At 68.3% G+C, this 24,639-nt stretch carries 27 protein-coding genes; 17 read left to right on the forward strand and 10 right to left on the reverse strand.

The annotated features are described in order from the left end of the window. The 7 genes from ON41_RS23190 to ON41_RS23220 form a co-directional block, all read left to right on the forward strand. On the forward strand, positions 1–1,022 hold a 1,022-nt coding region (locus ON41_RS23190), incomplete at its 5' end, for a sensor histidine kinase (RefSeq protein WP_040749854.1). Then, on the forward strand, positions 1,019–1,447 hold the full coding sequence (locus tag ON41_RS23195) for a roadblock/LC7 domain-containing protein (RefSeq protein ID WP_040749855.1): 429 nt from the start codon (positions 1,019–1,021) through the stop codon (positions 1,445–1,447). The genes ON41_RS23190 and ON41_RS23195, both read left to right, overlap by 4 nt. Next, positions 1,444–1,812 (forward strand): DUF742 domain-containing protein, encoded by a 369-nt coding sequence (locus tag ON41_RS23200; protein WP_040749946.1) that lies wholly within the window; start codon positions 1,444–1,446, stop codon positions 1,810–1,812. Before ON41_RS23195 ends, ON41_RS23200 begins: the two co-directional genes overlap by 4 nt. A gap of 52 nt (positions 1,813–1,864) precedes the next feature. Further along, entirely contained in the window at positions 1,865–2,410 is a 546-nt protein-coding gene (locus ON41_RS23205) for a GTP-binding protein (RefSeq protein ID WP_276325753.1), read from the forward strand. Next, on the forward strand, positions 2,407–3,681 hold the full coding sequence (locus ON41_RS23210) for a cytochrome P450 (protein ID WP_040749857.1): 1,275 nt from the start codon (positions 2,407–2,409) through the stop codon (positions 3,679–3,681). Before ON41_RS23205 ends, ON41_RS23210 begins: the two co-directional genes overlap by 4 nt. Further along, a complete protein-coding gene (locus ON41_RS23215) occupies positions 3,678–4,898 on the forward strand; it encodes a cytochrome P450 family protein (protein WP_040749858.1) in 1,221 nt (406 codons plus the stop codon). The genes ON41_RS23210 and ON41_RS23215 overlap by 4 nt, the downstream gene beginning before the upstream one ends. Positions 4,899–4,956: 58 nt before the next feature. After that, positions 4,957–6,108 (forward strand): AI-2E family transporter, encoded by a 1,152-nt coding sequence (locus ON41_RS23220; RefSeq protein ID WP_444543680.1) that lies wholly within the window; start codon positions 4,957–4,959, stop codon positions 6,106–6,108. A 95-nt stretch (positions 6,109–6,203) separates the two neighbouring features. Here ON41_RS23220 and ON41_RS23225 read toward each other — a convergent pair whose 3' ends face one another. Further along, positions 6,204–7,382, reverse strand: a complete 1,179-nt coding sequence (locus tag ON41_RS23225; RefSeq protein ID WP_040749948.1) for an FAD-dependent monooxygenase — start codon at positions 7,380–7,382, stop codon at positions 6,204–6,206. A 133-nt stretch (positions 7,383–7,515) separates the two neighbouring features. Here ON41_RS23225 and ON41_RS23230 point away from each other — a divergent pair, with 133 nt between their 5' ends. Both ON41_RS23230 and ON41_RS23235 read left to right on the forward strand, forming a co-directional pair. Continuing rightward, positions 7,516–8,001, forward strand: a complete 486-nt coding sequence (locus ON41_RS23230) for a MarR family winged helix-turn-helix transcriptional regulator (protein ID WP_040749859.1) — start codon at positions 7,516–7,518, stop codon at positions 7,999–8,001. A 79-nt stretch (positions 8,002–8,080) separates the two neighbouring features. After that, complete coding sequence (locus ON41_RS23235; protein ID WP_040749860.1) at positions 8,081–9,157, forward strand: EstA family serine hydrolase; 1,077 nt, start codon at positions 8,081–8,083, stop codon at positions 9,155–9,157. 185 nt (positions 9,158–9,342) lie between these two features. Here ON41_RS23235 and ON41_RS23240 read toward each other — a convergent pair whose 3' ends face one another. After that, positions 9,343–9,675 carry an ArsR/SmtB family transcription factor gene (locus tag ON41_RS23240; RefSeq protein WP_040749861.1) on the reverse strand — a complete coding sequence of 111 codons (333 nt, stop codon included), beginning with the start codon at positions 9,673–9,675 and terminating at the stop codon, positions 9,343–9,345. Positions 9,676–9,763: 88 nt separating this feature from the next. Between ON41_RS23240 and ON41_RS23245 the strand changes: the two genes are divergently transcribed. After that, positions 9,764–10,492 (forward strand): SDR family oxidoreductase, encoded by a 729-nt coding sequence (locus tag ON41_RS23245; RefSeq protein ID WP_040749862.1) that lies wholly within the window; start codon positions 9,764–9,766, stop codon positions 10,490–10,492. Further along, complete coding sequence (locus tag ON41_RS23250; protein WP_063709940.1) at positions 10,489–11,427, forward strand: zinc-binding dehydrogenase; 939 nt, start codon at positions 10,489–10,491, stop codon at positions 11,425–11,427. The genes ON41_RS23245 and ON41_RS23250 overlap by 4 nt, the downstream gene beginning before the upstream one ends. A 47-nt stretch (positions 11,428–11,474) precedes the next feature. On the opposite strand, the gene ON41_RS23255 is transcribed toward ON41_RS23250, so the two are convergent. Beyond that, positions 11,475–12,434, reverse strand: coding sequence for an AraC family transcriptional regulator (locus ON41_RS23255; protein ID WP_246461676.1), 960 nt, complete (start codon positions 12,432–12,434; stop codon positions 11,475–11,477). Between the two features lie 100 nt (positions 12,435–12,534). Between ON41_RS23255 and ON41_RS23260 the strand changes: the two genes are divergently transcribed. After that, on the forward strand, positions 12,535–13,536 hold the full coding sequence (locus ON41_RS23260) for a zinc-dependent alcohol dehydrogenase family protein (RefSeq protein WP_040749863.1): 1,002 nt from the start codon (positions 12,535–12,537) through the stop codon (positions 13,534–13,536). Between the two features lie 6 nt (positions 13,537–13,542). Here the strand turns inward: ON41_RS23260 and ON41_RS23265 are convergent, their stop codons facing one another. The 4 genes from ON41_RS23265 to ON41_RS23275 form a co-directional block, all read right to left on the reverse strand. Next, positions 13,543–13,749 (reverse strand): DUF397 domain-containing protein, encoded by a 207-nt coding sequence (locus ON41_RS23265; RefSeq protein ID WP_040749864.1) that lies wholly within the window; start codon positions 13,747–13,749, stop codon positions 13,543–13,545. Next, positions 13,746–13,922 (reverse strand): Scr1 family TA system antitoxin-like transcriptional regulator, encoded by a 177-nt coding sequence (locus tag ON41_RS41790; RefSeq protein WP_157185592.1) that lies wholly within the window; start codon positions 13,920–13,922, stop codon positions 13,746–13,748. The genes ON41_RS23265 and ON41_RS41790 overlap by 4 nt, the downstream gene beginning before the upstream one ends. 213 nt (positions 13,923–14,135) lie before the next feature. Further along, a complete protein-coding gene (locus ON41_RS23270; protein WP_040749865.1) occupies positions 14,136–14,348 on the reverse strand; it encodes a DUF397 domain-containing protein in 213 nt (70 codons plus the stop codon). Then, a complete protein-coding gene (locus ON41_RS23275; protein ID WP_040749866.1) occupies positions 14,345–15,226 on the reverse strand; it encodes a helix-turn-helix domain-containing protein in 882 nt (293 codons plus the stop codon). Before ON41_RS23275 ends, ON41_RS23270 begins: the two co-directional genes overlap by 4 nt. Positions 15,227–15,431: 205 nt before the next feature. Between ON41_RS23275 and ON41_RS40560 the strand changes: the two genes are divergently transcribed. Both ON41_RS40560 and ON41_RS23280 read left to right on the forward strand, forming a co-directional pair. After that, positions 15,432–15,920: a DUF4254 domain-containing protein gene (locus ON41_RS40560; RefSeq protein ID WP_083905566.1), complete on the forward strand. Its 489-nt coding sequence runs from the start codon at positions 15,432–15,434 to the stop codon at positions 15,918–15,920. Beyond that, positions 15,895–16,521 (forward strand): hypothetical protein, encoded by a 627-nt coding sequence (locus tag ON41_RS23280; protein WP_040749867.1) that lies wholly within the window; start codon positions 15,895–15,897, stop codon positions 16,519–16,521. The genes ON41_RS40560 and ON41_RS23280 overlap by 26 nt, the downstream gene beginning before the upstream one ends. A gap of 25 nt (positions 16,522–16,546) precedes the next feature. Here ON41_RS23280 and ON41_RS23285 read toward each other — a convergent pair whose 3' ends face one another. Beyond that, on the reverse strand, positions 16,547–17,296 hold the full coding sequence (locus ON41_RS23285; protein ID WP_051162273.1) for a bestrophin-like domain: 750 nt from the start codon (positions 17,294–17,296) through the stop codon (positions 16,547–16,549). A gap of 218 nt (positions 17,297–17,514) precedes the next feature. Next, positions 17,515–18,270: a bestrophin-like domain gene (locus ON41_RS23290; RefSeq protein WP_040749868.1), complete on the reverse strand. Its 756-nt coding sequence runs from the start codon at positions 18,268–18,270 to the stop codon at positions 17,515–17,517. A gap of 237 nt (positions 18,271–18,507) precedes the next feature. On the opposite strand from ON41_RS23290, the gene ON41_RS39280 reads away from it, so the two are divergent. The 3 genes from ON41_RS39280 to ON41_RS23305 all read left to right on the forward strand — a co-directional run bounded on the left by ON41_RS39280 (position 18,508) and on the right by ON41_RS23305 (position 22,248). After that, entirely contained in the window at positions 18,508–20,115 is a 1,608-nt protein-coding gene (locus ON41_RS39280; RefSeq protein ID WP_157185593.1) for a lipase family protein, read from the forward strand. A 14-nt stretch (positions 20,116–20,129) separates the two neighbouring features. Next, the gene (locus ON41_RS23300) at positions 20,130–21,107 is read left to right on the forward strand and encodes an alpha/beta hydrolase (protein ID WP_157185594.1); all 978 of its coding nucleotides are present in this window, start codon (positions 20,130–20,132) and stop codon (positions 21,105–21,107) included. Between the two features lie 76 nt (positions 21,108–21,183). Next, a complete protein-coding gene (locus ON41_RS23305) occupies positions 21,184–22,248 on the forward strand; it encodes a cobalamin-independent methionine synthase II family protein (RefSeq protein WP_040749870.1) in 1,065 nt (354 codons plus the stop codon). Positions 22,249–22,256: 8 nt separating this feature from the next. Here the strand turns inward: ON41_RS23305 and ON41_RS23310 are convergent, their stop codons facing one another. Further along, positions 22,257–24,479: an MMPL family transporter gene (locus tag ON41_RS23310; RefSeq protein ID WP_083905568.1), complete on the reverse strand. Its 2,223-nt coding sequence runs from the start codon at positions 24,477–24,479 to the stop codon at positions 22,257–22,259. Between the last annotated feature and the right edge of the window lie 160 nt (positions 24,480–24,639).

Genomic DNA, 24,639 nt, shown 5'->3' on the forward strand with positions numbered 1-24,639 from the left:
CGGCCCTGTCCGCCTTCGCGGGCGCCGCCGGTCGCATGCAGGCGATCAGCACGAGCATGCTGGCGGAACTGCGCGAGATGGAACACCGCCACGGGGATCCCAAGGTGCTGGCCGATCTGCTGCACCTGGACCACCGCACCGCTCAGGCGGGACGGCTGGCCGACAGCATCGCCGTCCTCAGCGGCGCGCGCACCGGCCGCCGCTGGGCGAAACCCATTGCCATGGAATCGATCCTGCGCGGCGCCATGGGCCGGGTCGCCGGATATCAGCGCGTGCGGCTGCGGGCCGTCGCCGGTGTCGGGATCGCCGGGCACGCCGCGGAGGGCGTCATGCACGCGCTCGCGGAACTGCTCGACAACGCGTGCAATTTCTCCCCGCCCACCACCGAGGTCCACGTCTACGCCGCCGAGGTACCGGCCGGCGTGGTGATCACCATCGAGGACAGCGGCCTGGTGATGAGCGACTCCGCGCTGCGGCGGGCCGAGCGCGCCATCTCCGGTGCTGATGCCGAAGGCCGTGGGGGAGTGGATCTTTCGTCACTGAGCGGTACCCGGCTGGGGCTCGCGGTGGTCGGGCATCTGGCGCGCAAGCACGGGCTCACGGTGTCTTACCGGCCCTCCGCGATCGGCGGCACGGCCGTCGTCGTGATCGTGCCGCGCGACCTGATCACCCGGGTCGAACGCGCCGCCGCGCCCGTCGAAGCGCCGCGCGAGGAGACTCGCGGGCTGCCCGCCGCGCCGCCGGAGGAGACTCCCGCCGACGAGGACCGGTTCGTGAAAGCCATGACCGGCGGGCCCCGTCCCGGATCCCGCCTGCCCAAGCGGCGCCGGGGCGACACGCTGGCGGCGGTCCATCCGGACGGACTGTCGCCCTCCGGCGGCCTGTCCGGCTCAGGCGGTCCGGGGCAGCACGCGGCGCCGCCACCGGCGAAATCGTCCGCGTTGGGCGCCTTCCAGCGCGCCATGTCCGGACGAGAAGCCGTGTCCGAGATCCCTTCCGCGACGATGGAGAACGATCTATGACAACCTCCGCACCGGCGCAGCTCGGCTGGTTGCTCGAGCAGCTGCTCGCCCGCACCCCGCAGACCCGGCACGCCCTCCTGCTGTCCAGCGACGGTTTGAAGATCTGCCATACCCCCGAACTGTCGATCGACAAGGCCGATCAACTGGCCGCCATCGCCGCCGGAATCCAGAGCCTCTCGCACGGCGCGAGCGCCGAATTCGGTTCGGGCCGTGCGGGTGTGCGCCAGTCCATGATCGAGTACTACGGCGGCATCCTGTTCATCGTCGAGGCGGGCATGGGCGCGCATATCGCGGTCGTCGCCTCCGAGGACGCCGACGCCGGCCTGGTCGGCCACAACATGAGCGAACTGGTGGAGCAGGTGGGCGAATACCTGGCGGCCGCGCCGCGCGGCGGGGGTGTGCCGCGTGGCGGAGGCGCGCCGTGACCAGGGCGGTCCGCGACGAGGATCCGGACCGGCTCTACACGCTCACCGGCGGCCGCAGCGCACCGGACTCCGACGCGTTCGATCTGGTGACTCTCGTGGTGAGCGAATGTGATCCGGCCCCCGGGATGCAGTCGGAGCTGGCCGCGATCCTGGACATGTGCCGGGCCCCGACCGCCGTCGTGGAGATCGCGGCCGAACTGCGGCTGCCCGTCGGTATCACCACGATCCTGCTCGCGGATCTGCTGCATACGGGCAGGGTCACCGTGCGTCACCCGCAACCCGCCGCCGACCTACCCGGCGAGTGGGCCTCGGTCACGGATGCTGCCACCCTGGAGAAGGTGCTCGTTGGACTTCGTAAGCTCTGATTCCCCGCCCGCCCGGGCCGACGCGCCGCTGCGGCACACCGTGCAGCAGGGCCTGAAGATCGTCATCGTCGGCGGCTTCGGCGTCGGCAAGACGACCATGGTCCGCTCGGTCAGCGAGATCCGGCCGCTCGACACCGAGGCGACCATGACGAATATCGGTGTAGGCGTGGATGATCCGGCCGGTGCGCCGGGGAAGTCGACGACCACGGTCGCGTTCGACTTCGGGCGCATCACCCTCGACGCCGAGAACGTCCTGTACCTGTTCGGCGCGCCCGGCCAGGAGCGGTTCTGGTTCCTGTGGGACCGCCTGTTCGGCGGTGCGCTGGGCGCCATCGTGCTGGTCGACCCGCGGCGCATCGAGGACTGCTGGTACGCCGTCGACCGCCTCGAACATCAGGGCACCCGATTCGCGGTGGCGTGCAACGACTTCGGCGGCGAGTCCTTCCATCCGCAGGAGATCCGCGACGCGCTTGACCTCGATCCCCATGTGCCCCTGCTGGATTGCGACGCCCGCTCGCGCGAGTCGTGTAAACGCGTGCTGATCGGCCTGGTCGAATATCTCTACGCCGCCGCCCGTACCCCGGAGACCGCGTCATGACCCTGCCCGAGATCGAGACCAACGGTTCCGGCTGCCCCGTGCGCACCGAAGCGCTGGTGCCGCTGACCGGCCCGCGTTTCCACACCGATCCGCACCACCTCTACAACGAGATGCGCCGCGACCACGGCCCGGTCGTCGCGGTCGAGCTGACCGGCGGCATCCCGGCGTGGCTGGTCATCGGCTACCGGGAACTGCACCAGGTGACCAGTGATCCGGTGCTGTTCCCCCGGGACGTGGGGCTGTGGAACCAGTGGCCGAACATCCCCGAGGACTGGCCGCTGCTGCCGATGGTGGGGCAGCCCATGCCGTCGATCTATTTCACCGCCGGCGCCGAGCACCGCCGCCACGTGGCCATGGTCGAGCCTGCCCTCGAGACGGTGGATCCGTTCGAATTGCGCCGCAGCTGTGAGGATTTGGCGGACGGATTGATCGACGCGTTCTGCGGCCGCGGCGAGGCCGACCTGATGGCCGAATTCGCCGAGGTGCTCCCGGCGCTGGCCCTGGGCCGCGTGCTGGGCATTCCCGACGAGGAAACCCCGGAACTCGCGTGGACGATGAAGGTGCTGTGCGACGGCGGCGCCGACGCGCAGGCGGCCTACCAGCGCTTCAACGAGCTGATGGCGCGGCTGGTGGCGATCAAGCGGGAGCGGCCTGGCGCGGATCTGACCTCGGAGATGCTGCGCTCGCCGGAGCCGTTCACCGACGAGGAGTACGGGCTCGACCTGCAAGCCGTCGTCGCCGCCGGATATCTCCCGACCGCCGACTGGCTGGTGAACTCGCTGCGGCTGATGCTCACCGACGACCGGTTCGCGGCGGCCTTCGGCGGCGGGCGGCGCAGCGTCGGGCAGGCCATGAACGAGGCGCTGTGGGAGGACACCCCCACCCAGATCCTCGCCGGGCGGTGGGCGTCGCGCGATACGCGGTTGGCGGACAAGGTGGTTCGCGGCGGCGATATGCTGCTGCTGGGCCTCGCGGCGGCCAACGGCGACCCGCACGTGCGCCAGCACATCACCGATTCCGAACCGGCACATTCCGGCAACAGCGCGCACTTCGCGTTCAGTCACGGCGAATACCGCTGCCCGTTCCCGGCGCAGCAGATCGCCGAGATCATCGCCCGCACCGGCATCGAGGTGCTGCTGGACCGGCTGCCCGATATCGATCTCGCGGTGCCGGCCCGCAACCTGGTGCGGCGGCCCTCGCCGTTCCTGCGCGGAATGACTTCTCTCCCAGTTCGTTTCACTCCCGTTCGCGCGGTCGGAGGTATGCCGTGACTGCTCAATGTCCCCTTGTCGTCGACCCGATGATCGGTGATCTGGCCGGGGAGACCGCCCGGCTCCGCGACGAGGGCCCGGTCACGCGGCTCGAGCTGCTGGGCGTGCCGGCCTGGACGATCACCGATCACGCGCTCGCCCGGCAGCTGCTCGTGGATCCCCGGCTGGTCAAGGACATCGGGGCCTGGTCGCTGTGGAACACCGGCGTGGTGACGCGGCAGTGGCCGCTGATCGGCATGATCGACGCGGGGCGCTCGATGTTCACCGTCGACGGCGCCGAGCACCGCCGATTACGGATCAAGACCACGCAGGCGCTGACGCCGCGGCGGTTGGAAGCGCTGCGGCCCATGATCGAACGGTTCACCGCGGAGCTGCTGGACGATCTCGCCGCGGCGGGGGAGAGCGGCGAGCCGGTGGATCTGAAGGCCGTCTTCGCCTATCCGCTGCCGATGCGGGTGGTCAGCGAGCTGATGGGGGTGCCGCGCTCGGACCACGCGATGCTGCTGGAGTCCTACAAGAAGTTCTTCTCCATGCTGACCCCGCAGGACGAGCGGCTGCGGGTGATCGCCGACCTGGACGTGTACTACGCGGATATGGTGCGCGAGAAGACCGCCCGCCCCGGCGACGACCTCACCTCCGCGCTCATCCAGGCCGACGAAGGCGGGGAGCCGCTGACCGAGGAGGAGGTGGTCGGCAATCTGAAGGCGCTGGTCGCCGCCGGGCACGAGACGACCGTCAGCCTCATCCTCACCACCATCCGGGCGCTGCTCACCCACCCCGACCAGTTCGACAAGGTCCGCTCCGGCGAGATCGGCTGGAAGCAGGCGATCGAGGAGACGCTGCGCTGGGACGGGCCCGTCATCCACCTGCTGATGCGCTTCGCGACCGAGGACATCACCCTCGGCGACACCGTGATCGAGAAGGGTGAGGGCGTGGTGATGTCCTATCGCACCATCGGCCGCGACACCACCGTGCACGGCGCCGACGCCGACGAATTCGACATCACCCGCCCGACCGCCAGCCGCAATATCTCCTTCGGCTACGGCCCGCACGTCTGCCCGGGAGCCGCCCTGGCCCGCCTCGAAGCGGCCATCGCCCTGCCCGCCCTCTTCGACCGCTTCCCCGGCCTGCGCCTGGCGGTCCCCGTCGAGGAGATCGGCAACCTCCCGGTCCTCACCCAGAACGACCTGGCCTCATTTCCGGTACATGTGCGCTGAGCTGGTTTCGCGCCGCGGCGGGCGGCCGGTCCCATGACAGACTGGGGCCGTGAGTGAGATCGTGAATCGTTCTGCCGAGAACGGCGATCCGGCGCCGTCGGCTACCGACCGCGGCACCGTGATCGGTGAAGGCCTGTTCTGGATGGCCAAGTGGTCGCTGTGCCTCGTGGCCGTGGCGGCGGGCGCCTGGGTGCTGGCGTTTCTCATCGCGAAGATGTGGGTGGTGTTGCTGCCGGTGCTGTTGGCGCTGGTCGTCGCCACCGTGCTGTGGCCGCCCACCCGCTGGCTCACCAGTCACCGCTTCCCGCCCGCGGCGGCCGCCGCGACCACCGTGATCGGATTCCTGGCGCTGTTCGCGGGCGTCATCGCGCTGATCGTGCCGTCGGTGGTGGGCCAGGCGCCGGAGCTGGCCGACCGGTCCAGCGAGGGCGTCCACCAGGTTCAGGACTGGTTGCAGGGCCCGCCGCTGAATATTCGGCAGGAGCAACTGGATTCGGCGGTGGACGCGATCGTCAGCCGGTTGCAGTCGAGTTCCGACCGGATCGCCTCCGGGGTCTTCAGCGGCGTGACCACCGCGACCTCGGTGATCGTGACTCTGTTCCTGGTGCTGATCCTGACGTTCTTCTTCATCAAGGACGGGCCGCGTTTCCTGCCGTGGCTGCACGGCGTGCTCGGCACCCGCGGCGGGCGGCACTTCGAGGAGGTGCTGAGCCGGATCTGGGTGACGCTGGGCGGATTCATCCGCACCCAGGCGCTGGTGAGCCTGATCGACGCGGTATTCATCGGCGCCGGTCTGGTCATCCTGCACGTGCCGCTCGCGATGGTGCTGGCCGTGATCACCTTCATCGGCGGATTCGTCCCGATGGTCGGCGCGTTCGTCGCCGGGGCGCTGGCGGTCCTGGTCGCCCTGGTGGCCAACGGATTCACCACCGCGCTGATCGTGCTCGGCATCATCATCGCGGTGCAGCAGATCGAAGGCAATGTGCTGCAACCGGTTCTGCAGAGCCGCAGCATGAAACTGCACGCCGTCATCGTCCTGCTCGCCGTCACCGCGGGCGGATCGCTGTTCGGCATCATCGGCGCGTTCCTCTCGGTCCCCATCGCCGCCGTGGCCGCCGTCGTGCTCCGCTACATCGGCGAGCAGATCGACAACGCCACAGCCCCGCCGCCGCCCCTGGAATCGGATCAGCCGGTGCCGGGCACCGACTGATCTGCCTGTCAGGCGTGGGTGACGCCGGGCGCGGCACCGACTGATTCGTCTGTCAGGGGTTGGCGACGCCGGGCGCGGCACCGATTGATTTGCCCTCAGGCGCTGGCGAAGTCGGGAATTCGCAGTGCGGTGTGGGCGGGACGGCCCGCGTCGGCGGGCAGGGCGGTGAGGGTGCGCAGGGCCGTATTGCGTTGTGCCAGCGCCTCGTCCGTGGCGGGGAACAGCACGGCGTCGCCCTCGGTGACCAGGGCCTGGTTCTGCTCGACGAACGGCCGGGTGGCCTGCTCGTAGGCGGTGAACGCGCTCGTGTGATCGGGGGCGGTGGCCAGTTCGCCGGCGAGCATGTACGCGCCGACGAGGGCGATGCTCGAGCCCTGGCCGGTCAGGAACGACGGGGCGTAGCCGGCATCGCCGACGAGGGCGACGCGTCCGGCCGACCAGCGGGGCAGGTGGATCTGGCTGACGACATCGAAGAACAGGTCGTCGTCGGCCCGCATCGCGGCGACCATGCGGGGGATCTCCCAGCCGGCGTCGGCGAAGACGGAGGCGACCAGATCGCGCTGGGTCGCCGGGTCGCGGAAGGCGTCGAACGGGGGCTCGGGCCGGGTGAAGTTGAGGAAGCCGTGGATGTACTCGCTGTCGCCCACGGCGTAGAGGGCGGCCCCGCGGCCCGGGGTGTTCCAGATGACGCCCTCGTGGGACAGGCCGAAGTCGTTGCGCATGGTGAAGCCGGCGAAGCAGTAGCCGAGGTAGCGGTGGAACCGTTCCTCGGGTCCGAATACGAGACCCCGCACGCCGGAGTGCAGGCCGTCCGCGCCGATGACGAGGTCGAACGTGCGCCGTGCGCCGCTGCGGAAGGTCACGTCGACGCCACCCGCGTGGTCGTCGAGGGCCGTCACGATGTCGGTGAAGAGGAATTCGACATCGTCGCGGATGGCGTCGTAGAGAACCCGGGCGAGGTCGCCGCGGCGCACCTCCAGATCGCGGCCTTCGACCCCGCCGACGATCGCGTCCGGGCGGAGCGAGGTGATCGGGCTGCCGTCGGGGTGCAGGAACGTCAGCAGGCGGGTATTGATGTGCGCGTCCCGCAACTGCGGCAGGAGGCCCATCCGCTCGACGACATCCAGGGCCGTGCCGCGGATGTCGATGGGGTATCCGCCGCCGCGCAGGGCGTCGGCCTTCTCCACCACCGTGACCTCGAAGCCGTAGCGATGCAGCCAATAGGCCAGCGCGGGACCCGCGATGCTGGCGCCGGAGATCAGAACCGTGCTCATATCCACTCCTCGGGACGGGTGGCCATCCTGTCGGATAGCTAACTTAGGTATGCTTTTCTGGACCGGTAGGGCCTGAGGGACATTCCGGGACCAAGGCCAACTATATACCTAAGTTAGGTAGATAAGAGGTGTGATGAGCGACACGGACGACGGCCGGCTCGACCCGTCGACGGTGCTGCCGCACGTGATGCAGCTGAGTTCCGTGCTCAACCGCAGCCAGCTGGCGGACCGGGCCATGAACTCCCTCGGCATCCCGATGGACCGGCCGGCGCTGACAGTGCTCGTCACGCTGCGCACGGCCGGCCACCCGCTGCGGGTCGGTGAGATCGCCACGCGAATGAATGTCGTCGGGCCGCACGTCACGCGGCACCTGAACGAACTCGAGCGGCGCGGGCTGGTGCGCCGGGTCGCCGACCCGCATGACCAGCGCGCCCGGCTCATCGAACTCACGCCGGAGGGTGGCGAGGTGGCCGGCCGCTACCTGTCGACGGTGCTGGGGTGGTTCACCGACGCCCTGGCCGACTGGTCGGAGGAGGACCGGCAGGTCTTCGGAACCTTGCTCACCCGGTTCGTGGGCGACCTGACCACCCGGTTGGCGGATCTCGATGAGCCGAACTGACCGATGGTGAGACCGATGAAATTTTCCGGCGGGTTCGAGTCGGTATTCAGAAGGCGCATAGAGCTACAGGAGGGCGCGAGTGCAGCAGAAGGTCCGAAGCGTTCTCGACGAACTCATCGATACCGGGGTCGAAACCGGATTGCAGGTTGCTGTCTTTCATCGTGGTGCTCTCGTTGTCGATGCCGTGGCCGGGATGGCCGACCGCCGGACCGGGCGTGAGATATCCTCGGAGACGCCCGTTTTCAGCTTCTCCTCCGGCAAGGCCTTGGCGTCGGTCATCGCACACGTGCTTGTCGGGACCGGTGCCGTCTCGTATGGCACTCCGGTGGTCGATCTGTGGCCGGAGTTCGGTGCTCGGGGTAAGAAGGGCGTGACCCTTCGGCATGTGCTCACGCATTCGGCCGGGGTGCCTGCGATGCCACGCGACATCGGTCCTGCCGACTTGCCCGACTGGTCGCGGGTCTGTGCCGCGATCGCCGATGCCGAACCGTTGTGGTGTCCCGGGACCGAGACCGGTTACCACTCATTCACTTTCGGGTTTCTCGTCGGCGAGATCGCGCGGCGGGCGACGGGTAAACCGATGCGGCAGTTGCTGCACGAGTGGGTTGCTGTACCTCTGGGGCTCGAGGGTGAGCTGTATTTCGGTGTGCCCGAACCCGACCTGGCCCGGTTGGCGCATCTCGAAGACGCCGCACCTCCGGTGGCGCTATCCGACCTCGATTCCGTTCTCGCGCCTTGGGAAATGCAGCCGACCGCGGCTATGGGCAACAGTGCCGAGATCTTGCGGGCGGACATTCCGTCGGTGGGCACCTTCACCGCGCGGGGAATGGCTTCCGTGAACGCCGCGTTCCTCGATGGCAGGCTTATCGATCCTGGACAGCTCGAAGAGGTCACGGCGGTGGCTTTCGAGGGGACCGACCAGGTCTTCGGCAATCCCGCGCGCCTGGCCTTGGGGTATCCGCTCGGCCGTCTGGGCGCTTCGCCGGACCAGTCGTCGACCGCGTTCGGCTGGGTCGGGGGTGGTGGCAGCTACGTCTATGCCGACCTCGTCGCCGGAATCTCCTTCGCCCTGACCAAGACCCGCCTCACTCCCAATTTCGATACCGCACAACGACTCGCCGACTTGATCACGGCCGAACTCGATCCCCGCGGTTGAACGCCAGATGTTTCGAGGAGGTGCTGAGCCGGATCCGGGTGACGTTGGGCGGGTTCATCCGCACCCAGGCGCTGGTGAGCCTGATCGGCGCGTTCCTCTCGGTCCCCATCGCGGCCGTGGCCGATGGGTGAGCCCGGAGTTCGTGGAGGTCCCAGCTCTCGTCGTTGAGGCGTGGCCCGAGCCGATCACATCAGCTCGGCAGCGGTGTCGAGAATCGCGTTGAGCAGTCCTGGGAAATGGGTGTCGAGATCGTCTCGGCGGAGGCTGAGCATGCGGCGAGCCCCACGCACACGCGCCTGAATTACCCCTGCCTCTCGCAGTACCCGCTGGTGATAGGAGAACGTCGAACGGCTGATGGTCAAGCCGGCGCGTTGCTGTAACTCGGTGCACGCCACCTCACCGGCGGTCGCCAGCGCCCGCACCGCCGCCAGTCGCGCTGGGTCCGACAGTGCCGCGAGCACTGCCGACAGCCGTAGTTGTTCCGCGGCCGGATGTGTTTCGTCGATGACCATGCCCATGCCCGCAGCCTAGCGACATCTTGTCGACAAACGTAGTACTGTTCGATAAATATCGACATAATCGACAGGCATGAAAGTAGCACCGGTCATGAACGAACGTCGCGTTGCCCTGGTCACAGGGGGTTCACGAGGCATCGGAGCAGGTATCGCCCGTCGGCTCGCCGAGGACGGAATGCGCGTGGCGGTCACCTACACCAGCACGCCTGAACGGGCCGAAGCGATTGTCACCGAGTTCGGGCCGGACAGCGTTGTCGCGATCCGCGCCGACAGCAGCGACCCCGAAGCCGTAGACACCGCGGTCGAGCACACAGTGGCGTCGTTCGGGCGTCTGGACGTCGTGGTCGCGAATGCGGGTGTGGCGACCGTCGGGCGATTCGATCAGCTCGTATCCGACCAGATCGACCGGATGCTGCGGGTGAATATCCACGGGGTGCTGCACACACTCCGTGCGGCGCTGCGCCATCTGCCCGACGATGGGTGCATCATCACCATCGGCAGTGTCAACGCCGATCGCGCGCCGTTTCCCGGCGGCGCGGTGTATTCCATGACCAAGGCCGCGCTGCAGGGACTCGTCCGCGGGCTGGCTCGCGACCTCGGCTCACGCGGTATCACGGTGAACAACATTCAGCCCGGACCCACCGCCAACGATCGCATGCCCGCCGACAGCCCCGCAGCCGCCCGTCTCACCGAACATATGGCCGTGCGGCGCTTGGGAACCCCCGGCGAAATCGGCGCCATGGTCAGCTACCTCACCGGCCCTGACGCGCGCTTCATCACCGGCGCCAACATCACTATCGATGGAGGATTCACCGCATGACCACAACAGCCACCGTGCGCGGATTCATCACCGACTCAACAGTTTCCGATGGCCTGCGACTTGCCGACGATCTACCCGAACGCCCTCCGAAACCTGACGAGGCCGTGCTCGACGTGCGGGCCTACGCCGTCAACTACGGAGAGACCCGCCTGATCGAGCAACGCCCCAACGGATTCCGGCCGGGCCAGGACGTCGCCGGGGTGATCGTCACCGCCGCCGGCGACGGCAGTGGCCCCCCGGTCGGCACTCGGGTGGTCGCCCGGCTGGACTGGGAGGGCTGGGCCGAACGGGTGCCCGCGCCGACCGGCCGACTCGCCGAAATACCCGAGGGCGTCGGCTTCGAACAAGCGGCCACCCTGCCGGTTTCCGGTCTCACCGCACTACGTGCGTTGCGTGTCGGCGGGTCGGTGCTCGGGCGGCAGGTCTTGGTCACCGGAGCCACCGGCGGCGTGGGTCAGTTCGCCGTCCAACTCGCCGCCGCCGCGGGCGCGACCGTGACCGCGCAGGTCAGTGGCCCCGAACGGGCCGCCGAAGCGCGGGAACTCGGTGCACACCGCGTGGTCACACGCCTGGACGACGATGCCCTCGGCCCCTTTCATCTGGTGCTGGACGCGGTCGGCGGAAACCAACTCGCCCATGCGGTGCACAGGATGGCCGCGGGCGGAAAACTCGCTCTCTACGGCAATGTCGGCGGCCCGGCCCAGCTCACCCTGGCCGATTTCTACTCCCAGGCATGGAACGCCGAGCTGATCGGGTTCATCAGCGACACCGAGCGCGACAACTTCGCCGAGGACCTGGCCTTGCTGTGTGGTCTGATCGCCGAGGACCGCCTTCGCCCGCGCATAGGGCTGCGCCTGGACTGGACCCGCACCCCCGAGGCACTACGCGCGTTGACCGACCGAAAAGTGCGCGGCAAGGCTGTGCTCACCCGCTGACCCGACCGCGCCGTGGCAAGCCAGGCGGGACAGCCGCGCGGGCCTGATCACGGCCGAACTCGGCCCTCGTCCTCGAGGGCCGCGGCGCGGTAGCGGCCCGGGGCCATGTCGTATTCGCGTTTGAAGGCCTTGGCGAAGGCGAATTCCGAGGTGTATCCGACGCGTTGGGCGACGGCGCGCAGCGGAATGTCGTCGGCGCGCAGCAGGCGTCCGGCGAGGGTCATGCGCCACCAGGTGAGGTAGGCGAGGGGGGAGCGGCCGACCAGCGTGGTGAAGCGGCGGGCGAAGGCGGCGCGGGAGAGGCCGCCCGCGGAACCGAGTTCTTCTACCGTCCAAGGGTGTTCGGGGTTGGTGTGTATCGCGCGCAGGGCGGTGGCGACGGGGCGGTCGACCAGGGCGGCGGCCCAGCCGTTGTGCGGGGTCCCGTCGTCCTGGGCGCCCAGCCACCAGGCGCGCAGGATGTAGAGCAGCAGGGTGTCCAGCAGTGAGGTCACGATGGCGTCCGAACCCGGTTGGGCCTCTTCGAGTTCGGTGCCGAGCAGTTCCACCGCCGCGCGCAGGGAGCGGTGCGTACCGACCCGAGGGGTCAGGTGGACCACATCCGGCAGGTCGGCGAGCAGGGGATGGGCGCGGCGGTGATCGAGTTGATATGCGCCGCACAGCAATACGGTAGACGGCGCGTCGGGTGAGTGCGGTTCGGAGACGGGCGGCGGCCAGGATCCGTCCGGTAGCCGCCGCACCTCGCGCAGCGGTGCGGAGAGATCGCTGGCCAGCGCGTGACCACGGCCGTGCGCCAGGAAGACGATATCGCCCGGACCCAGCGCGATCGGCTCGCCGTCCTCACCCGACGGGATCAGCCACGCCGAACCCTGGAGCACCACATGGAAACCCGCGCCGTCCGAGCCGGCGAAGCGCATCCCCCACGGGGCGACCCGGTGCTGGCGCGAGGAGTGGGGACGGCCGGTGCGCATGGACGCGACCGCGCCGCTGAGAACATCCAAACCCATCTCCGCACGATACCTGTCGTCACCTTGGCGAGACGAATGGATATTTTTGGGAGACGTCAGCGCATAGATCATCTCTCGACCTGTGCCTACCGTCGATGGCATGACAACCGGCACGATCACCGCCCGCACCGTCGTCTTCCACGAACTCGGCGACCCCGACGTCCTGACCATCGAGAACCGCGAACTGCGCGCACCCGGACCGAGGGAGGTCCGCATCCGCGTCGAGGCGCTCGGCCTCAACCGCGCGGAGGCCCTGTTCCGGGCGGGCACCTACTACTACCTGCCCACGCTGCCGGACTCCCGGCTCGGCTACGAATCATCCGGCGTAATCGAGGAGATCGGCAAGGATGTCACCGAATTCACTGTGGGACAGAATGTTTCGACCGGACCCAATATCGAGATGAGCGCGGCGGGTGTGTACGCCGAGCGCGTCGTGCTGCCGGTCGAATCCGTCGTCCCGCGCCCGGAAGGTCTCGACGCCGTCACCGGCGCGGCGACCTGGCTGACCTACTCCACCGCCTACGGGGGAATGGTCGAAACCGGCGGCCTGCACCCCGGAGACCATGTGCTGATCACCGCCGCCTCCAGCGGAGTGGGCATCGCCGCGCTCCAGACCGCGGCCCGCATCGGCGCCATCCCGATCGCGGTGACCCGGACCGGCGAGAAGCGACAGCACCTTCTCGACAACGGGGCCGCCCACGTCCTCGCCTCGTCGGAGACCGATGTGGTGGCCGAGACCCGCCGCATCACCGGCGGTGCCGGCGCGCAGCTGATCTTCGACGCCGTCGGCGGTCCCGGCCTGGCCGAATTGAGCACCGCGGCAACGCACAACGGCACGATCGTCGTCTACGGCTGGCTCGACCAGCGCCCGATGGCCATGCCCATGAACTGGCCCCTCCGCATCCTCGGCTACGCCAACATGGAACTGTCGGCCACCGCCGCCGGACGCCGCCGCCTCGACCACTGGATAGCCTCCGGCATCCGCGACGGCGTCCTCCGCCCCCACGTAGGCGCGGTCTTCGAGGGCCTCGACAGCATCCGAGAAGCCCACCGCCTCATGGAATCCAGCACCCACACCGGCAAGATCGTCGTGAAGCTCTGACGGCCGCTATGCCGGGTTGAATCCGCCGCTTCGGATATCGGTGGTGAAGGCGTCCCACTCGCTCGGGGTGAAGATGAGTGCTGGGCCGTCCGGGTTCTTGGAGTCGCGGACTCCGACCTTGCCTTCGGGCAGGTGCGCGACCTCGACGCAATCCCGGCCGGTGGCGCTCCGGCTGCTCTTGAACCATCTCGCAGCGGATAGGTCCACACTCATGCTTCGTGCTCCTCGGCGATCTTCGTCAGCAATGCCCTGGACTTGGACTGACTGAGGGCGACGTTCTCGATTGCGGACAACGCGGTGCGGTACTGCTCGATCTCATCGGGCCTGTCCAGGTACAGGGCCCCAGTGTATCCCTCGACATAGACCACGGGCGGTTCGCTGAGCACAGGTTGAGGTTCTTCGGGAACTCCAGAAATACGAAGGGACTTGGGATTTGACACGCCTAATCGTCCAGTCCGACAGGGACGCGGTCAATACGTACACACGCCACCGCTTCGTAACGTCCTCCGACCGTCGCACGCAGAACCCCCGAATATCGAGGGATACGCTGAGGTCCGGTAGTTGGCGGCAGTGTCGTGCCGCCGGGACTCGGGCCGGTCTTATGTCGAGGGGCCGTTGAATCTGTGCCTCTTGACGTCAGCATTGAAGGCGTCCCACTCGCTTGGGGAGAAGACCAGTGCCGGGCCGTTCGGGTTCTTGGAGTCGCGGACTCCGACCATGCCTTCGGCAAGGTGTGCGACCTCGACGCAATCTCCGCCGGTGCTGCTACGGCTGCTCTTGAACCACTCGGCGGCGGATAGGTCGAACGTCACGCTTCGTACTCCTCTGCGATCTTCACTAGCAATGCCCTGGACTCCGATTGATTGAGCGCTGCACGATCGATGGCCGACAACGCTGTTCGGTACTGCTCGATCTCATCGGGTTTGTCCAGGTACAGCGCCCCAGTGTAGCCCTCGACATACACCACGGGCGGTTCGGTGAGTGCGGGGTTGGGGTGCTTCGGGAACTCCAGAAGAACGAAGGAACCAACCTGTAGTCCGAGGTGGCCGCCAACCGCGAGCGGAACGATCCTGATCGAGACATTTCCACGCTTGCTCAACTTCACGAGGTTGCGTACCTGATCGGCCATGACCGCAGCGCCGCCGATTCGATGGTGTAGCGCCGCCTCGCTGAGCAAGACCTCGAGGACGAAGCTGTCGGATGCCTCTTCGTGGCGCGCTTGACGTTTGGTGAGCAGTTCGATGCGCCGATCGATCTCCTCATCGTTCAGTGGTGGTTCGTAGGTCTGAGCCATCGCGCGTCGGTAGTCGGCTGTCTGCACCAGGCCCGGCAACAGCGTCAACTGAAACGATGTGACCCGGCGGGCGGACTGTTCGAGCACGACGAACAGGTCCTTGTTGTCGAACATCGCGTCGCTGTAGGACTGCCACCACCCGGTCTTGCGGGCCTCCTCCGTCAGCCAGAGCAGTGCCTCCCGGTCGTTGTCGCTCGCACTGTAGACATCGCACAGTGCCCTGACCACCATCTTCTTGACGTTTGCTACCTGTCCGTTCTCCAGCCGCCACAGGGTCTGTGAACTGATCTCGGCGAGCTTCGCTGCCTTGTCTCGGGTGAGTTTGGCGGCCTCGCGCAACGCGAGCAGTCGTCGAGCGAGCAACCTGCGGGGGAGTGTCGTTGTCTGCGCTGTCATGATTCCGCCCCGATCGTCAGTGGTCTCAGCTGAACCTTCCATTTGTTTTGGAAGGATTCTGCGTGCGGTCGATTGTAGTGTTATTACTCCATTTTGGCTTCCATCGGTGATGTACTCGGAGTGTGCCGAGCGACCGGAGACAGCGTGCACCGGGCCGCTTTTCGCATGACAGGACTGGATCGCACCGACAAGCGGCGGGATAGCCATGAATGTACAGGTGAAGCTCCCTTCGAAAGATGAACTCCTCGGCGCCTGCGCGGGCGCGATTTCCCTCACCTCCCATCCGGTGCTGGGCGCAGCCCGTGAACTAGCCGCGCTGCACACGGCGCATCGCGCGATCGATGAAGGAGAGTGTGGTGAAAACCGCTATGCCCGTCTGTGTTTAGTCAGTGAGATCGATCGCTGGGTCTCCCGGCACACGACACCACCGTCAAGCGCTGCCTACCTGCACACCGAGTCGGTGGGCATGGTGGTGGATCGGTTCGCACGGTACTTTCTCGAGGCGCATACGGCGTTGGATGATGCCGGGGCCAGCGAACTGCATCGGCGTTTTCTCTGGCAGCGACTTGCGCAGCTTGCGGTTGCTTACACCGATCTGTCCGCCGAGATCGGTGCCGGTCGGCGGGAGTTGCCGATCGTCACATATAAAGTGGGACAGCATTATTCGGATGATCGCGCGGGTGGCGGTGGGTAGCCCGGCGGGCTGGGGTGAGCTGCTGGAGGAGATCCGGCGGCTCAGTTCGTGTGAGCATGCGGCGCTGGATGCGGCGACGGGGCTGTTGTCTGAGGGGGAGCGGGCGTATCTGGCTGATCGGCTGACGCAGGTTGCGGTGCATATCGCGACGCGGGCGGGGGTCGGGCGGGGGCTGCCGCCGCCCGGGACGCTGCCGGGTGCGGGGACCGATCGTATCGATCTGTCGGTTCAGTGCACGGCGATACTCGTCGCGGGAATGTTCCTGCGCAACACCCTGTTTCGCTGGGGCTGGATGGATGTGCTGACCGACGCCGGTCGTGCTGTCCACGATCTCACCACGGCGTTCGTGGCGGCGATGGAGGACTCTCCGGTGCGGTATCCGACGCGGATGACCGTCCGGCTGCGGGCGGTGTCGGCGGCGCGGCTGGTGGTCGAGGTGCAGGATTCGCCGGAGAATGCGGGTGTCATCGCCGAAGCCGGTCGGCTGATCAGTGCGGACATTGAGCGGAATAGTGTCCGGTGCGGTCAGCACACGATCGGCGGGCGGACTGTTGTGTGGGCCGAGCTGTCGCGTCCGGAACCGTCGACGCGCTGGATCTGATCCCAGGTGTCGACGGTCTCGCCGTTCAGCGTTGCGGCGGGAGGCCGCGGAGGAATATGTCGAAGGCCTCGGGTTCCACCGCCATCACACCCGCAAACGGTTGGTCGAGCATCAGGATGAGTATCAGGGCCAAGGCTACGAGGGTGGCGAGAGAGCCCGCGATCATCAGGTGGGACCAGAATCTCGGCAGGCCGAACAGGAAGGTGAAGCCGACGGTCACCACCGCGCCGACCGCGAGCGCCACCCACAGCGTCGCGGAGACGTTGTGCCCGTTCTCGCTCAGGCGCTCCCGGCGCGCGGACTCCAGGTCGTTGACCTTGGTCAGCGCGTGTTCGAAGACGGACTGCGCGCGAGGCGAATCCGCGGGCAGCGCGTTGATCTCGTCCCGCATGCGATAGACGAGTTCCGTGGCGCGGGGGCTGTACCCGCCGTCGCCCAGCAGTGGCCACTCCTGATCGATGACCACGCGGGCGTACTGCTTGGTTGTCGCCTCCAGATCGCGCCCGAGGTCCGGCGGCAGCGCCCGGGCGTCCCAGTACAGGGCTCCGAGATCGTTGGCCTCGGCGAAGGTGTTGGTACTCGCCTCCTGCAGCGAATTCCATTCGTTGACAACGATGAACGCCAGCAGCACCGCGTACAGCCCGCCGATCCCCTGGAACACCGACCCGGCCACGTCGTTGTGCTCCGCGCCGCGTTTCATCCAGCGCCGCAATACGGTAGCCCCGACGATCAGCACTATCGCCGGAATGAACACGGCCGTCCACGCCCACACCACAGCAGACCCCCTGCCCGATCGAGATGCCTCGTCCCTGACGCGGGCAGCGTATCGGCCGGTCGGCGCCGGGATCCGTGAGATCGCCCTACTGGTCGCTCGAGCGCGGCGCGTCGCCGATCCAGGCGTGTTGATGCGCCTCCCGGGAAAACGCGGGCTCGGTGCATGGCGAGGTGTGGACGGAATTCCCTGCGCGACACTCTGTTTCGCGGTAAGCGAGGTCAGCGTTGCGGCGGGAGTCCGCGCAGGAAGATCTCGAAGGCGTCGGGTTCGACCGCGATGGCGCCGACGAACGGCTGGTCCAGCGTCATGATCAATCCCAGGGACAAGACGACCAGGACCGCCAGCGAGCCCCCGAGCAGCAGGTGGGTCCAGAATTTGGGGAGACTGAAGACGAAGGTGAAGCCGACGGTCACGGCCGCGCCGACCGCCAGCGCGATCCACAGCACTGTCGGCACATTGTGACCGCTCTGGCTGAGCCGCTCGCGCCGGGCGGCCGCGAGGTCGTTGACGGTCGACAGCGAATTCTCGAAGACCGCCTGGCTGCGCGGGGTGTCGGTGGGCAGGGCGTTGATCTCGTCGCGCATGCGGTAGACGAGTCGGGTGGCCTCGGGGCTGTACCCGCCGTCGCCCAGCAGCGGCCACTCCGTGCCGATCACGACCCGCGCGTACTCCTGGGTGGTCGCCTCCAGATCGCGGCCCACCTCCGGCGGCAGCGCCCGCGCATCCCAGTACAGCGACCCTAGATGGTTGGCCTCGGTGAAGGTGTTGGTGCTCGCCTCCTGCAGCGAATTCCATTCGTTGACGACGATGAAGGCCAGCAGCACGGCATACAGCGCGCCGATCGCCTGGAACACCGTGCCGGCGACCTCGTTGTGGTCCGTGGGAGCGCCGCGCCGCAGCGATCTCCGCAGGACCACGACCCCCGCGACCACCGTCAGGACCGGTACGAACATCGCGACCCACGCCCATGACATCGATGGCCTCCTCGAGCCGGGATAACCCGTGTGTTGCTGCGCCTGCTGTCGTCGGAGGACAGTACCCGTGCGGCGGGCGTGGCCGTGGACGGCGCATCCGGCGTGCCGCAACTCGCCGTGATCACCGGCGGATCCCGATGACGCCTGTTGACACCCCACGAACAGCCTCCATATCGTCGGAAGCAGTTCGTCGCACGCCTCGAGTGCTCAGCCTTCCGCCGCATACCGGAGGTAGACGTGACTTCTGTGGTCGACTGTTCGGAGACCGAAACCGGCTCTTTGCTGAGGGTGGATCCGCTCCCGCGATCGCTGTGGCCGGACGGAGCCGCGCAGGGCTACCGGATCGAATACGTGGCCCCGAACTTCAGCGGCGGCAAACGCGCGGTCGGCGGGTCGGTCTTCGTGCCCGAACCCACGGGCGGGACCGCGCCCGTGCTCACCTGGGCCCACTGCACAGTGGGGCTGAACGAGCGGAACGCGCCGTCGAGGGTGGGTTTGATCCCGGAGGAGCGGGCTCACCTCGCACACTGGCTGGCAGCCGGTTTCGTGGTCGCCGCAACGGATTACGAGGGCCTGGGCACCACCGAGCCGCATCCGTACCTCGACGGCGAAGCGATCGCGGACGACATCATCGATATCGTGCGCGCGGTCCACGAGATGGACGTCGCCGTCGACAACCGGACGGTGATCGCGGGATTCTCGCAGGGCGGCCACGGCTCGCTGTTCGCGGCGGCGCTGTGCACCGCCTACGCGCCGGAACTGGACCTGCTGGGGACGGTATCGCTGGCGCCGCCGATCCGGTTCCTGGATTTCGTCCGCCAGTTCACCGAGGACGGCGCCCAATCCGTGCACGCGCTGATTCCCACGATCCTCGCCGGATTGCACACACGGAGGCCGGAATTCGTGCCCGCGGACCGGCTCACCCCCGCCGGAGCCGACCTGGTCGACGCGGCGACGCGCGTCTCGATGCAGGAACTCGACGCGATGTGTTCCGGCCGCACCAACGACGCGGCCGGAATCACGGGCATCGCGTCCTGGCGGCCCTTCGCCGAGGCGCTGGAATCGACCAGCCCGCCGGAGACGCGGTACGACCGGCCGATCTTCCTCTGCGCCGGGGGAGCCGATCCGGTTTTCACGCCGGCGCAGGGGCGCGCCTTCTCAGACGAGATCGCCACTGCCGGAACGGCTGTCACGTTCCACGACTTCGGCACCCTGGATCACGTGGGACTGCTGGAACCGGCGGCGCGGCGGGCCACGGCCTGGGCCGCCGGCCTGGTCGCCTCCGAAACGCCTGCCGGCTCCCGGCCCGCCGAGCACTCGTCGTCCGATGGCGACATCCGGTTCCGCATCCTCGACGCCACCGGCGACGGCCGGATCGGGCTGGACGACTTCCGCGCCCACGCGCTGCGGCTGATCCAGAGCTTCGGGCGCCCGCTGGGAGATCCGGTCGCCACCCGGGTGCGGTCCGGTTACGAACGGCTCGCCCGGCAGCTCATCGCGCACTACGACGCGGACGGCGACGGGACGATCGATGTGGAGGAGTTCCTCGGCAGCCGCGCCGGGGGCGTGCCCGAGTCGATCGCGACCGGTGCGCGCGACCTGGTGCGGGCGGTCCTTGCGCTGATCGATACCGGTGGCGAGGACGGAATCTCCCGTACGCGGTTCCGGGAGGTGACCCGGGGCCTGGGAATCGCGGCCGACGAATCCGACGCCATTTTCGATCTGACGGACACCGACGGGAGCGGGCAGCTCGACGAGGACGAATTCGCGTCCGGCGTAGTCGAATTCCTGACCGGCAGCGACCCGCGGGCGCCCGGCTACTGGCTGTTCGGCCGGATGCGGTGACGATCTCGGCGGCAGTGACCGCCTTGGTGGAGGCGGCCCCGAGCGCGCCGGGACTGTGGCCGCGGGGCGCGGTCGACGGTTACCGGATTCGTTTCCGCAGCGGCGATCGGACGACCTCGGGCTCGGTCTTCCTGCCGCCGCCCGTGCGCGGGGAGAGCTGTCCGCTGATGACGTGGGCGCACTGCTTCGTCGGGCTGGACCGCACCAACGCGCCGTCGCTGCGCGGCCTGCCCGGAGCCGAGCTGAAACATCTGTCCGCCTGGCTGCGCGACGGTTTCGCGGTGGCCGTGGCGGACTATGCGGGGCTCGACGGGCACGGGCTGGCTCCGTTCCCCGGAACCGATTCCATCGCGCGCGATATCGCCGGGATATGCTCGGCAGCAAGGGAACTCGATGGCTCGATCGGTACGGACGTGATCGCGGCGGGGTTCTGCCAAGGAGCCTCGGCCGTGCTGCGCGTCGGTGTTCCCGTCGTGGCGCTGGCACCGCCCGACTATCTGTCCTACTTCGACGGGGTGACCCGCGATCCGGACGTCCCGGCCGACGCGCTGATCCTGGTGCTGCTCGCCGCACTGCGTGCCGAGGATCCCGATTTCCGTCCCGACGAGTTCCTGACGGACGCGGGAAATACACTGCTGGACACCATAGTTCCGCTGTCGATGCGGGAGATGCGGCGGTTGGTCGCCTCCGTTACGGTGCGCGATCTGGGCGTGCGCGACGTGACCGACCGGACACGGGTCGCCGGGCAGCTGGCGCATCCCGCGCCGTCCCCGGCCGATTCGACGCCGGTCCTGCTGTGCACGGTCGACGGGGATCCGCTGACCCCGGCTCCGAGCGTCCGCCGCTACCGCGCGGAACTCGCCGCGCGGGGATCCGAGACCAGCTACCGCTCGTATCCCGGACAGCACATGGACATCCTGTCGTCGGCCGCCGCGGACGCGGTGGCGTGGGCGAACGACATTCTCGAGCGTGCGGGGACCGCTGGCCGATGATGAAGGGCCGATGAATCCCATACGAGCACAGCCGAATCCGGCCTGGTGACCGGTCGGGACCTTCTACACTCGCGGCGTGAGCATTCCCACGGAACCCATCGGCAGTATTCCCCGGCCCTCCGATCTGCTCGACGCCCTGGCGGCCCACGCCGCCGGCGACCTGGACGCCGCCGCCCTGGCCGAGCGGCAGCGGACCGCGGTCGCCGACACCATAGCTACGCTGATTTCCCTCGGATCGCCCGTGGTCACCGACGGTGAGCAGGCGAAGCCGAGTTTCGCCACCTATCCGATCGCCGGGCCGGCGGGGCTCGCGCCGGACGGCGCGGTGATCCCGTTCGCCGACGGGCATCAGCGGCAGCTGCCGCGGCTCACCGCCGGGCCCTTCCGGTACCAGGTGTACGCGGACAGTTATCTCACTGTGGCGCAACAACATTCCACCGCGCCGGTCAAGCAGGCGGTGATCGCGCCCTCCGCGCTGAGCCTGCTGTATCCGGCCGACGGGATCGACGGCTACTCGCGCGCGGACTTCCTGGCCGACCTGGCCGACGAGGCCGAGAAGGACATCCGCCGGTGCCTCGAGGCGGGGGCGCACCTGGTACAGCTGGACTTCACCGAGGGCCGGCTGTCGCTGAAGCTGGATCCGAGCGGCGGCGTGCTGGACAGCTTCATCGAACTGAACAACGCTGTCCTGCAACGGTTCTCCGATGCGGAGCGGGCGCGGATCGGCGTGCACACCTGCCCGGGCGGCGACCAGGATTCCACCCACAGCCTCGATGTCGACTACGCCGCGCTGCTGCCGAAGCTGTTGCAGCTGCGGGCCGGTGCGTTCTACGTGCAACTCGCCAGCGAGGCGGACCCGGACAAGGTCCTGGCGATCATCGCCGAGCACCTCCCCGCCGACGCCCGCGTCTTCGTCGGCGTCATCGACCCCATCGATCCGCGCGTGGAAACCCCGGAGGAGGTCCGCGACCGCATCCTCACCGCCGCCCGCTACCTCCCCGCCGACCGCCTCGGCACCTGCGACGACTGCGGTTTCGCCCCCTTCGCCGACGACACCTCCACCTCCCGCGACACCGCCTTCGCCAAGATCCGCGCGCGCATCGCGGGCACCGCCCTGGCCGCCGAGGCCCTGGGTATCTGAGGCGCGCGTCAGCCCCGGGAACCGGTCTCCACCGGCGTCGGCTGCGTCTCCCTCGCGGGGATGCCGGCGGGCCCGGTGCGGGCCGGTTCGGTGCGGGGCTCGGCGGGGCGGCGTCGCAACCAGGACGGGGCCCACCAGCCGAACTCGCCGAGCAGGCGCATGGCCGCGGGGACCAGCAGCATGCGCAGGATGGTGGCGTCGATGAACAGGGCCGTGACCATGCCGAAGGCGATGTACTGCATCATCACCAGATCGGAGAGCGCGAACGCGCCGGTGACCACGATCAGGATCAGGGCGGCCGCGGTGATGATCCAGCCGGTGCGGGAGATTCCGGAGCGGACGGCGTCGGTGGTCGAGGCGCCGGCATTGCGCGCCTCGACCACGCGGGCGAGCAGGAACACCTCGTAGTCGGTCGACAGGCCGTAGATCACCGAGACGATCAGCACCAGCACCAGCGACATGATGGGCTGCGGCGTGAAACCCAGCACCCCGGCCCCGTGCCCCTCCACGAAGATCCACGTCAGCACCCCGAGCGTGGATCCCAGGCCGAGCAGATTCAGCAGCGCCGCCTTGAGCGGCAGGATCAGCGACCCGAAGCTCAGCAGCATCAGCACGGTGGTGGCGAGGAAGACGAACGCGATCATCGCCGGCATGCGCGCCAGCAGCGCGTCGACGCTGTCCTTCTCCACGGCCGGCTGCCCGCCCACCATCAGCACGGCCCCCGTCGGCAGCGGCATGGACCGCAGATAGTCGATCGTCGCGTCCTTGTCGGCGGATCCGGCGAGCACGGTGCTCGTGGTCGAGACATACGGCTGCGCGGGGCGTTTGAACGGTTCGGGGAACGGCGCGACGAGCCCGGGCGCCTGATTGGCCCGCTCCAGCACCGTCTCGGTATCGGCCGCGCTGTAGGTGATCATGACCAGATCCACCGGATCGATCTGGCGCAGCGGGAAAATCTCGTCGAAATGCTGCTGCGCCAGCCGGGCCGGATGCTCCGGCGGCAGGAACTTCTCGGTGATGGTGCCGAAGACGATGTGCTGCACCGGCGCGATGAGCAACACCAGGGCGGCGCAGACCGGGATCAGCACCGCGAGCGGCCGCCGCATCACCGCGTCCGCGATGCGGCCCCAGATGTTGTTGTCCCGCACCGCGTTCGCGGCCGGGCGGGCGCGGCGGAAGCCCAGCCAGTCCACGCGGTGACCGAGAACGGCCAGCATCGCGGGCAGGACGGTGACGGCGGTCAGTGCGGCGAGCGCGACCGTCACCATTGACCCGTAGGCGAACGAGCGCAGGAATCCCTGGGGGAACAACAGGATTCCGGCCGCGGCGGTGATGACGATCGTCGCGGAGAAGACCACGGTACGGCCCGCAGTCTGCACCGATCGCCGGACGGCCGCGGGCACGTCGCGGCCGTCGGCGAGTTCCTCGCGGAAACGGCTGACGATGAACAGCCCGTAATCGATGGCCAGGCCGAGCCCGATCATCGACACCACGGGGGAGACGAACGAGTTCACCTCGGTGACGGTGGTGAGCGCCCGGATGATCCCCCACGCGCCGATCACGGTGAGCCCGCCGATGATCAGGGGCAGCGCCGCGGCGATCACGCCCCCGAAGACGAAGAACAGCAGCACCGCGACCGCCGGAATCGCGAACAGCTCCATCCGCTGCTGATCGTGGGTCATGGTGTCGTTGAGCGCGCCGCCGACCGACTGCGCGCCCGCGACCTCCAGATCGATACCGGGTATCTCGAAGGCCGACTCGACCTTCCGGAAGTTCCGCATCCGCTCGGTATCGTCGTTACCCGTGACGGCGATGGACGCGAAGGCGTGTTTGTGGTCCGCGGAGCCGAACAGTTCGGGCAGCGTCATCCCGGTGTCGGTCGGCCAATACGTGCCGTTGATCCCGGCGATCTCCGCGGGATAGCGCTGCGGCAGCGAGTTCAGGTTGTCGACGATCGCCCGGGAGAACTCCGGATCGTCGATGGTCCCGCCCTCGGGCGCGTTATACAGCACGACCACGTCGGCGCTGTGGTCGTGGCCGAACACCTGATCCTTCACCCGGGACGCCTGGGCCGATTCGGACGTCGGATCGTCCCATCCGCTGGAGCTGAGCCGGTCCGCCAGGCCGAGGCCGTACGCGCCGAGGGCGAGCAGGCCCACCACCGTCACGCCGATCACCGTGAATCGCCGGCGGACCACGGTGTCTGCCCAATGCCTGAACTCGGCGAACAATCGTCGCCTCCCTAACTGCCGTGCGCGGATCGGATTGTCACCCTCGTGAATTCATGCGGCAATGTCACATTTCGGGACGACGGTAGGAGTCCGTAGTGCGGGCGAGGGCCGCTCGAATCCTACCGGCGTCGCGACGGCGGTGGTCCGGGACGGCCGAGGA

Origin of the sequence: Nocardia transvalensis NBRC 15921 (genome assembly GCF_000308875.1) — a bacterium.
GTDB lineage: Bacteria > Actinomycetota > Actinomycetes > Mycobacteriales > Mycobacteriaceae > Nocardia > Nocardia transvalensis.

Bases quoted from the DNA above. Each gene is read 5' to 3' on its own strand.
- ON41_RS23265 (WP_040749864.1), bottom strand. From the start codon at position 13,749: ATGAGTGTGGACCTATCCGCTGCGAGATGGTTCAAGAGCAGCCGGAGC.
- ON41_RS40560 (WP_083905566.1), top strand. From the start codon at position 15,432: ATGAATGTACAGGTGAAGCTCCCTTCGAAAGATGAACTCCTCGGCGCC.
- ON41_RS23255 (WP_246461676.1), bottom strand. From the start codon at position 12,434: ATGGGTTTGGATGTTCTCAGCGGCGCGGTCGCGTCCATGCGCACCGGC.
- ON41_RS23260 (WP_040749863.1), top strand. From the start codon at position 12,535: ATGACAACCGGCACGATCACCGCCCGCACCGTCGTCTTCCACGAACTC.
- ON41_RS23245 (WP_040749862.1), top strand. From the start codon at position 9,764: ATGAACGAACGTCGCGTTGCCCTGGTCACAGGGGGTTCACGAGGCATC.
- ON41_RS23230 (WP_040749859.1), top strand. From the start codon at position 7,516: ATGAGCGACACGGACGACGGCCGGCTCGACCCGTCGACGGTGCTGCCG.
- ON41_RS23195 (WP_040749855.1), top strand. From the start codon at position 1,019: ATGACAACCTCCGCACCGGCGCAGCTCGGCTGGTTGCTCGAGCAGCTG.
- ON41_RS23280 (WP_040749867.1), top strand. From the start codon at position 15,895: ATGATCGCGCGGGTGGCGGTGGGTAGCCCGGCGGGCTGGGGTGAGCTG.
- ON41_RS23275 (WP_040749866.1), bottom strand. From the start codon at position 15,226: ATGACAGCGCAGACAACGACACTCCCCCGCAGGTTGCTCGCTCGACGA.
- ON41_RS23210 (WP_040749857.1), top strand. From the start codon at position 2,407: ATGACCCTGCCCGAGATCGAGACCAACGGTTCCGGCTGCCCCGTGCGC.
- ON41_RS23225 (WP_040749948.1), bottom strand. From the start codon at position 7,382: ATGAGCACGGTTCTGATCTCCGGCGCCAGCATCGCGGGTCCCGCGCTG.
- ON41_RS23290 (WP_040749868.1), bottom strand. From the start codon at position 18,270: ATGTCATGGGCGTGGGTCGCGATGTTCGTACCGGTCCTGACGGTGGTC.
- ON41_RS23240 (WP_040749861.1), bottom strand. From the start codon at position 9,675: ATGGGCATGGTCATCGACGAAACACATCCGGCCGCGGAACAACTACGG.
- ON41_RS23250 (WP_063709940.1), top strand. From the start codon at position 10,489: ATGACCACAACAGCCACCGTGCGCGGATTCATCACCGACTCAACAGTT.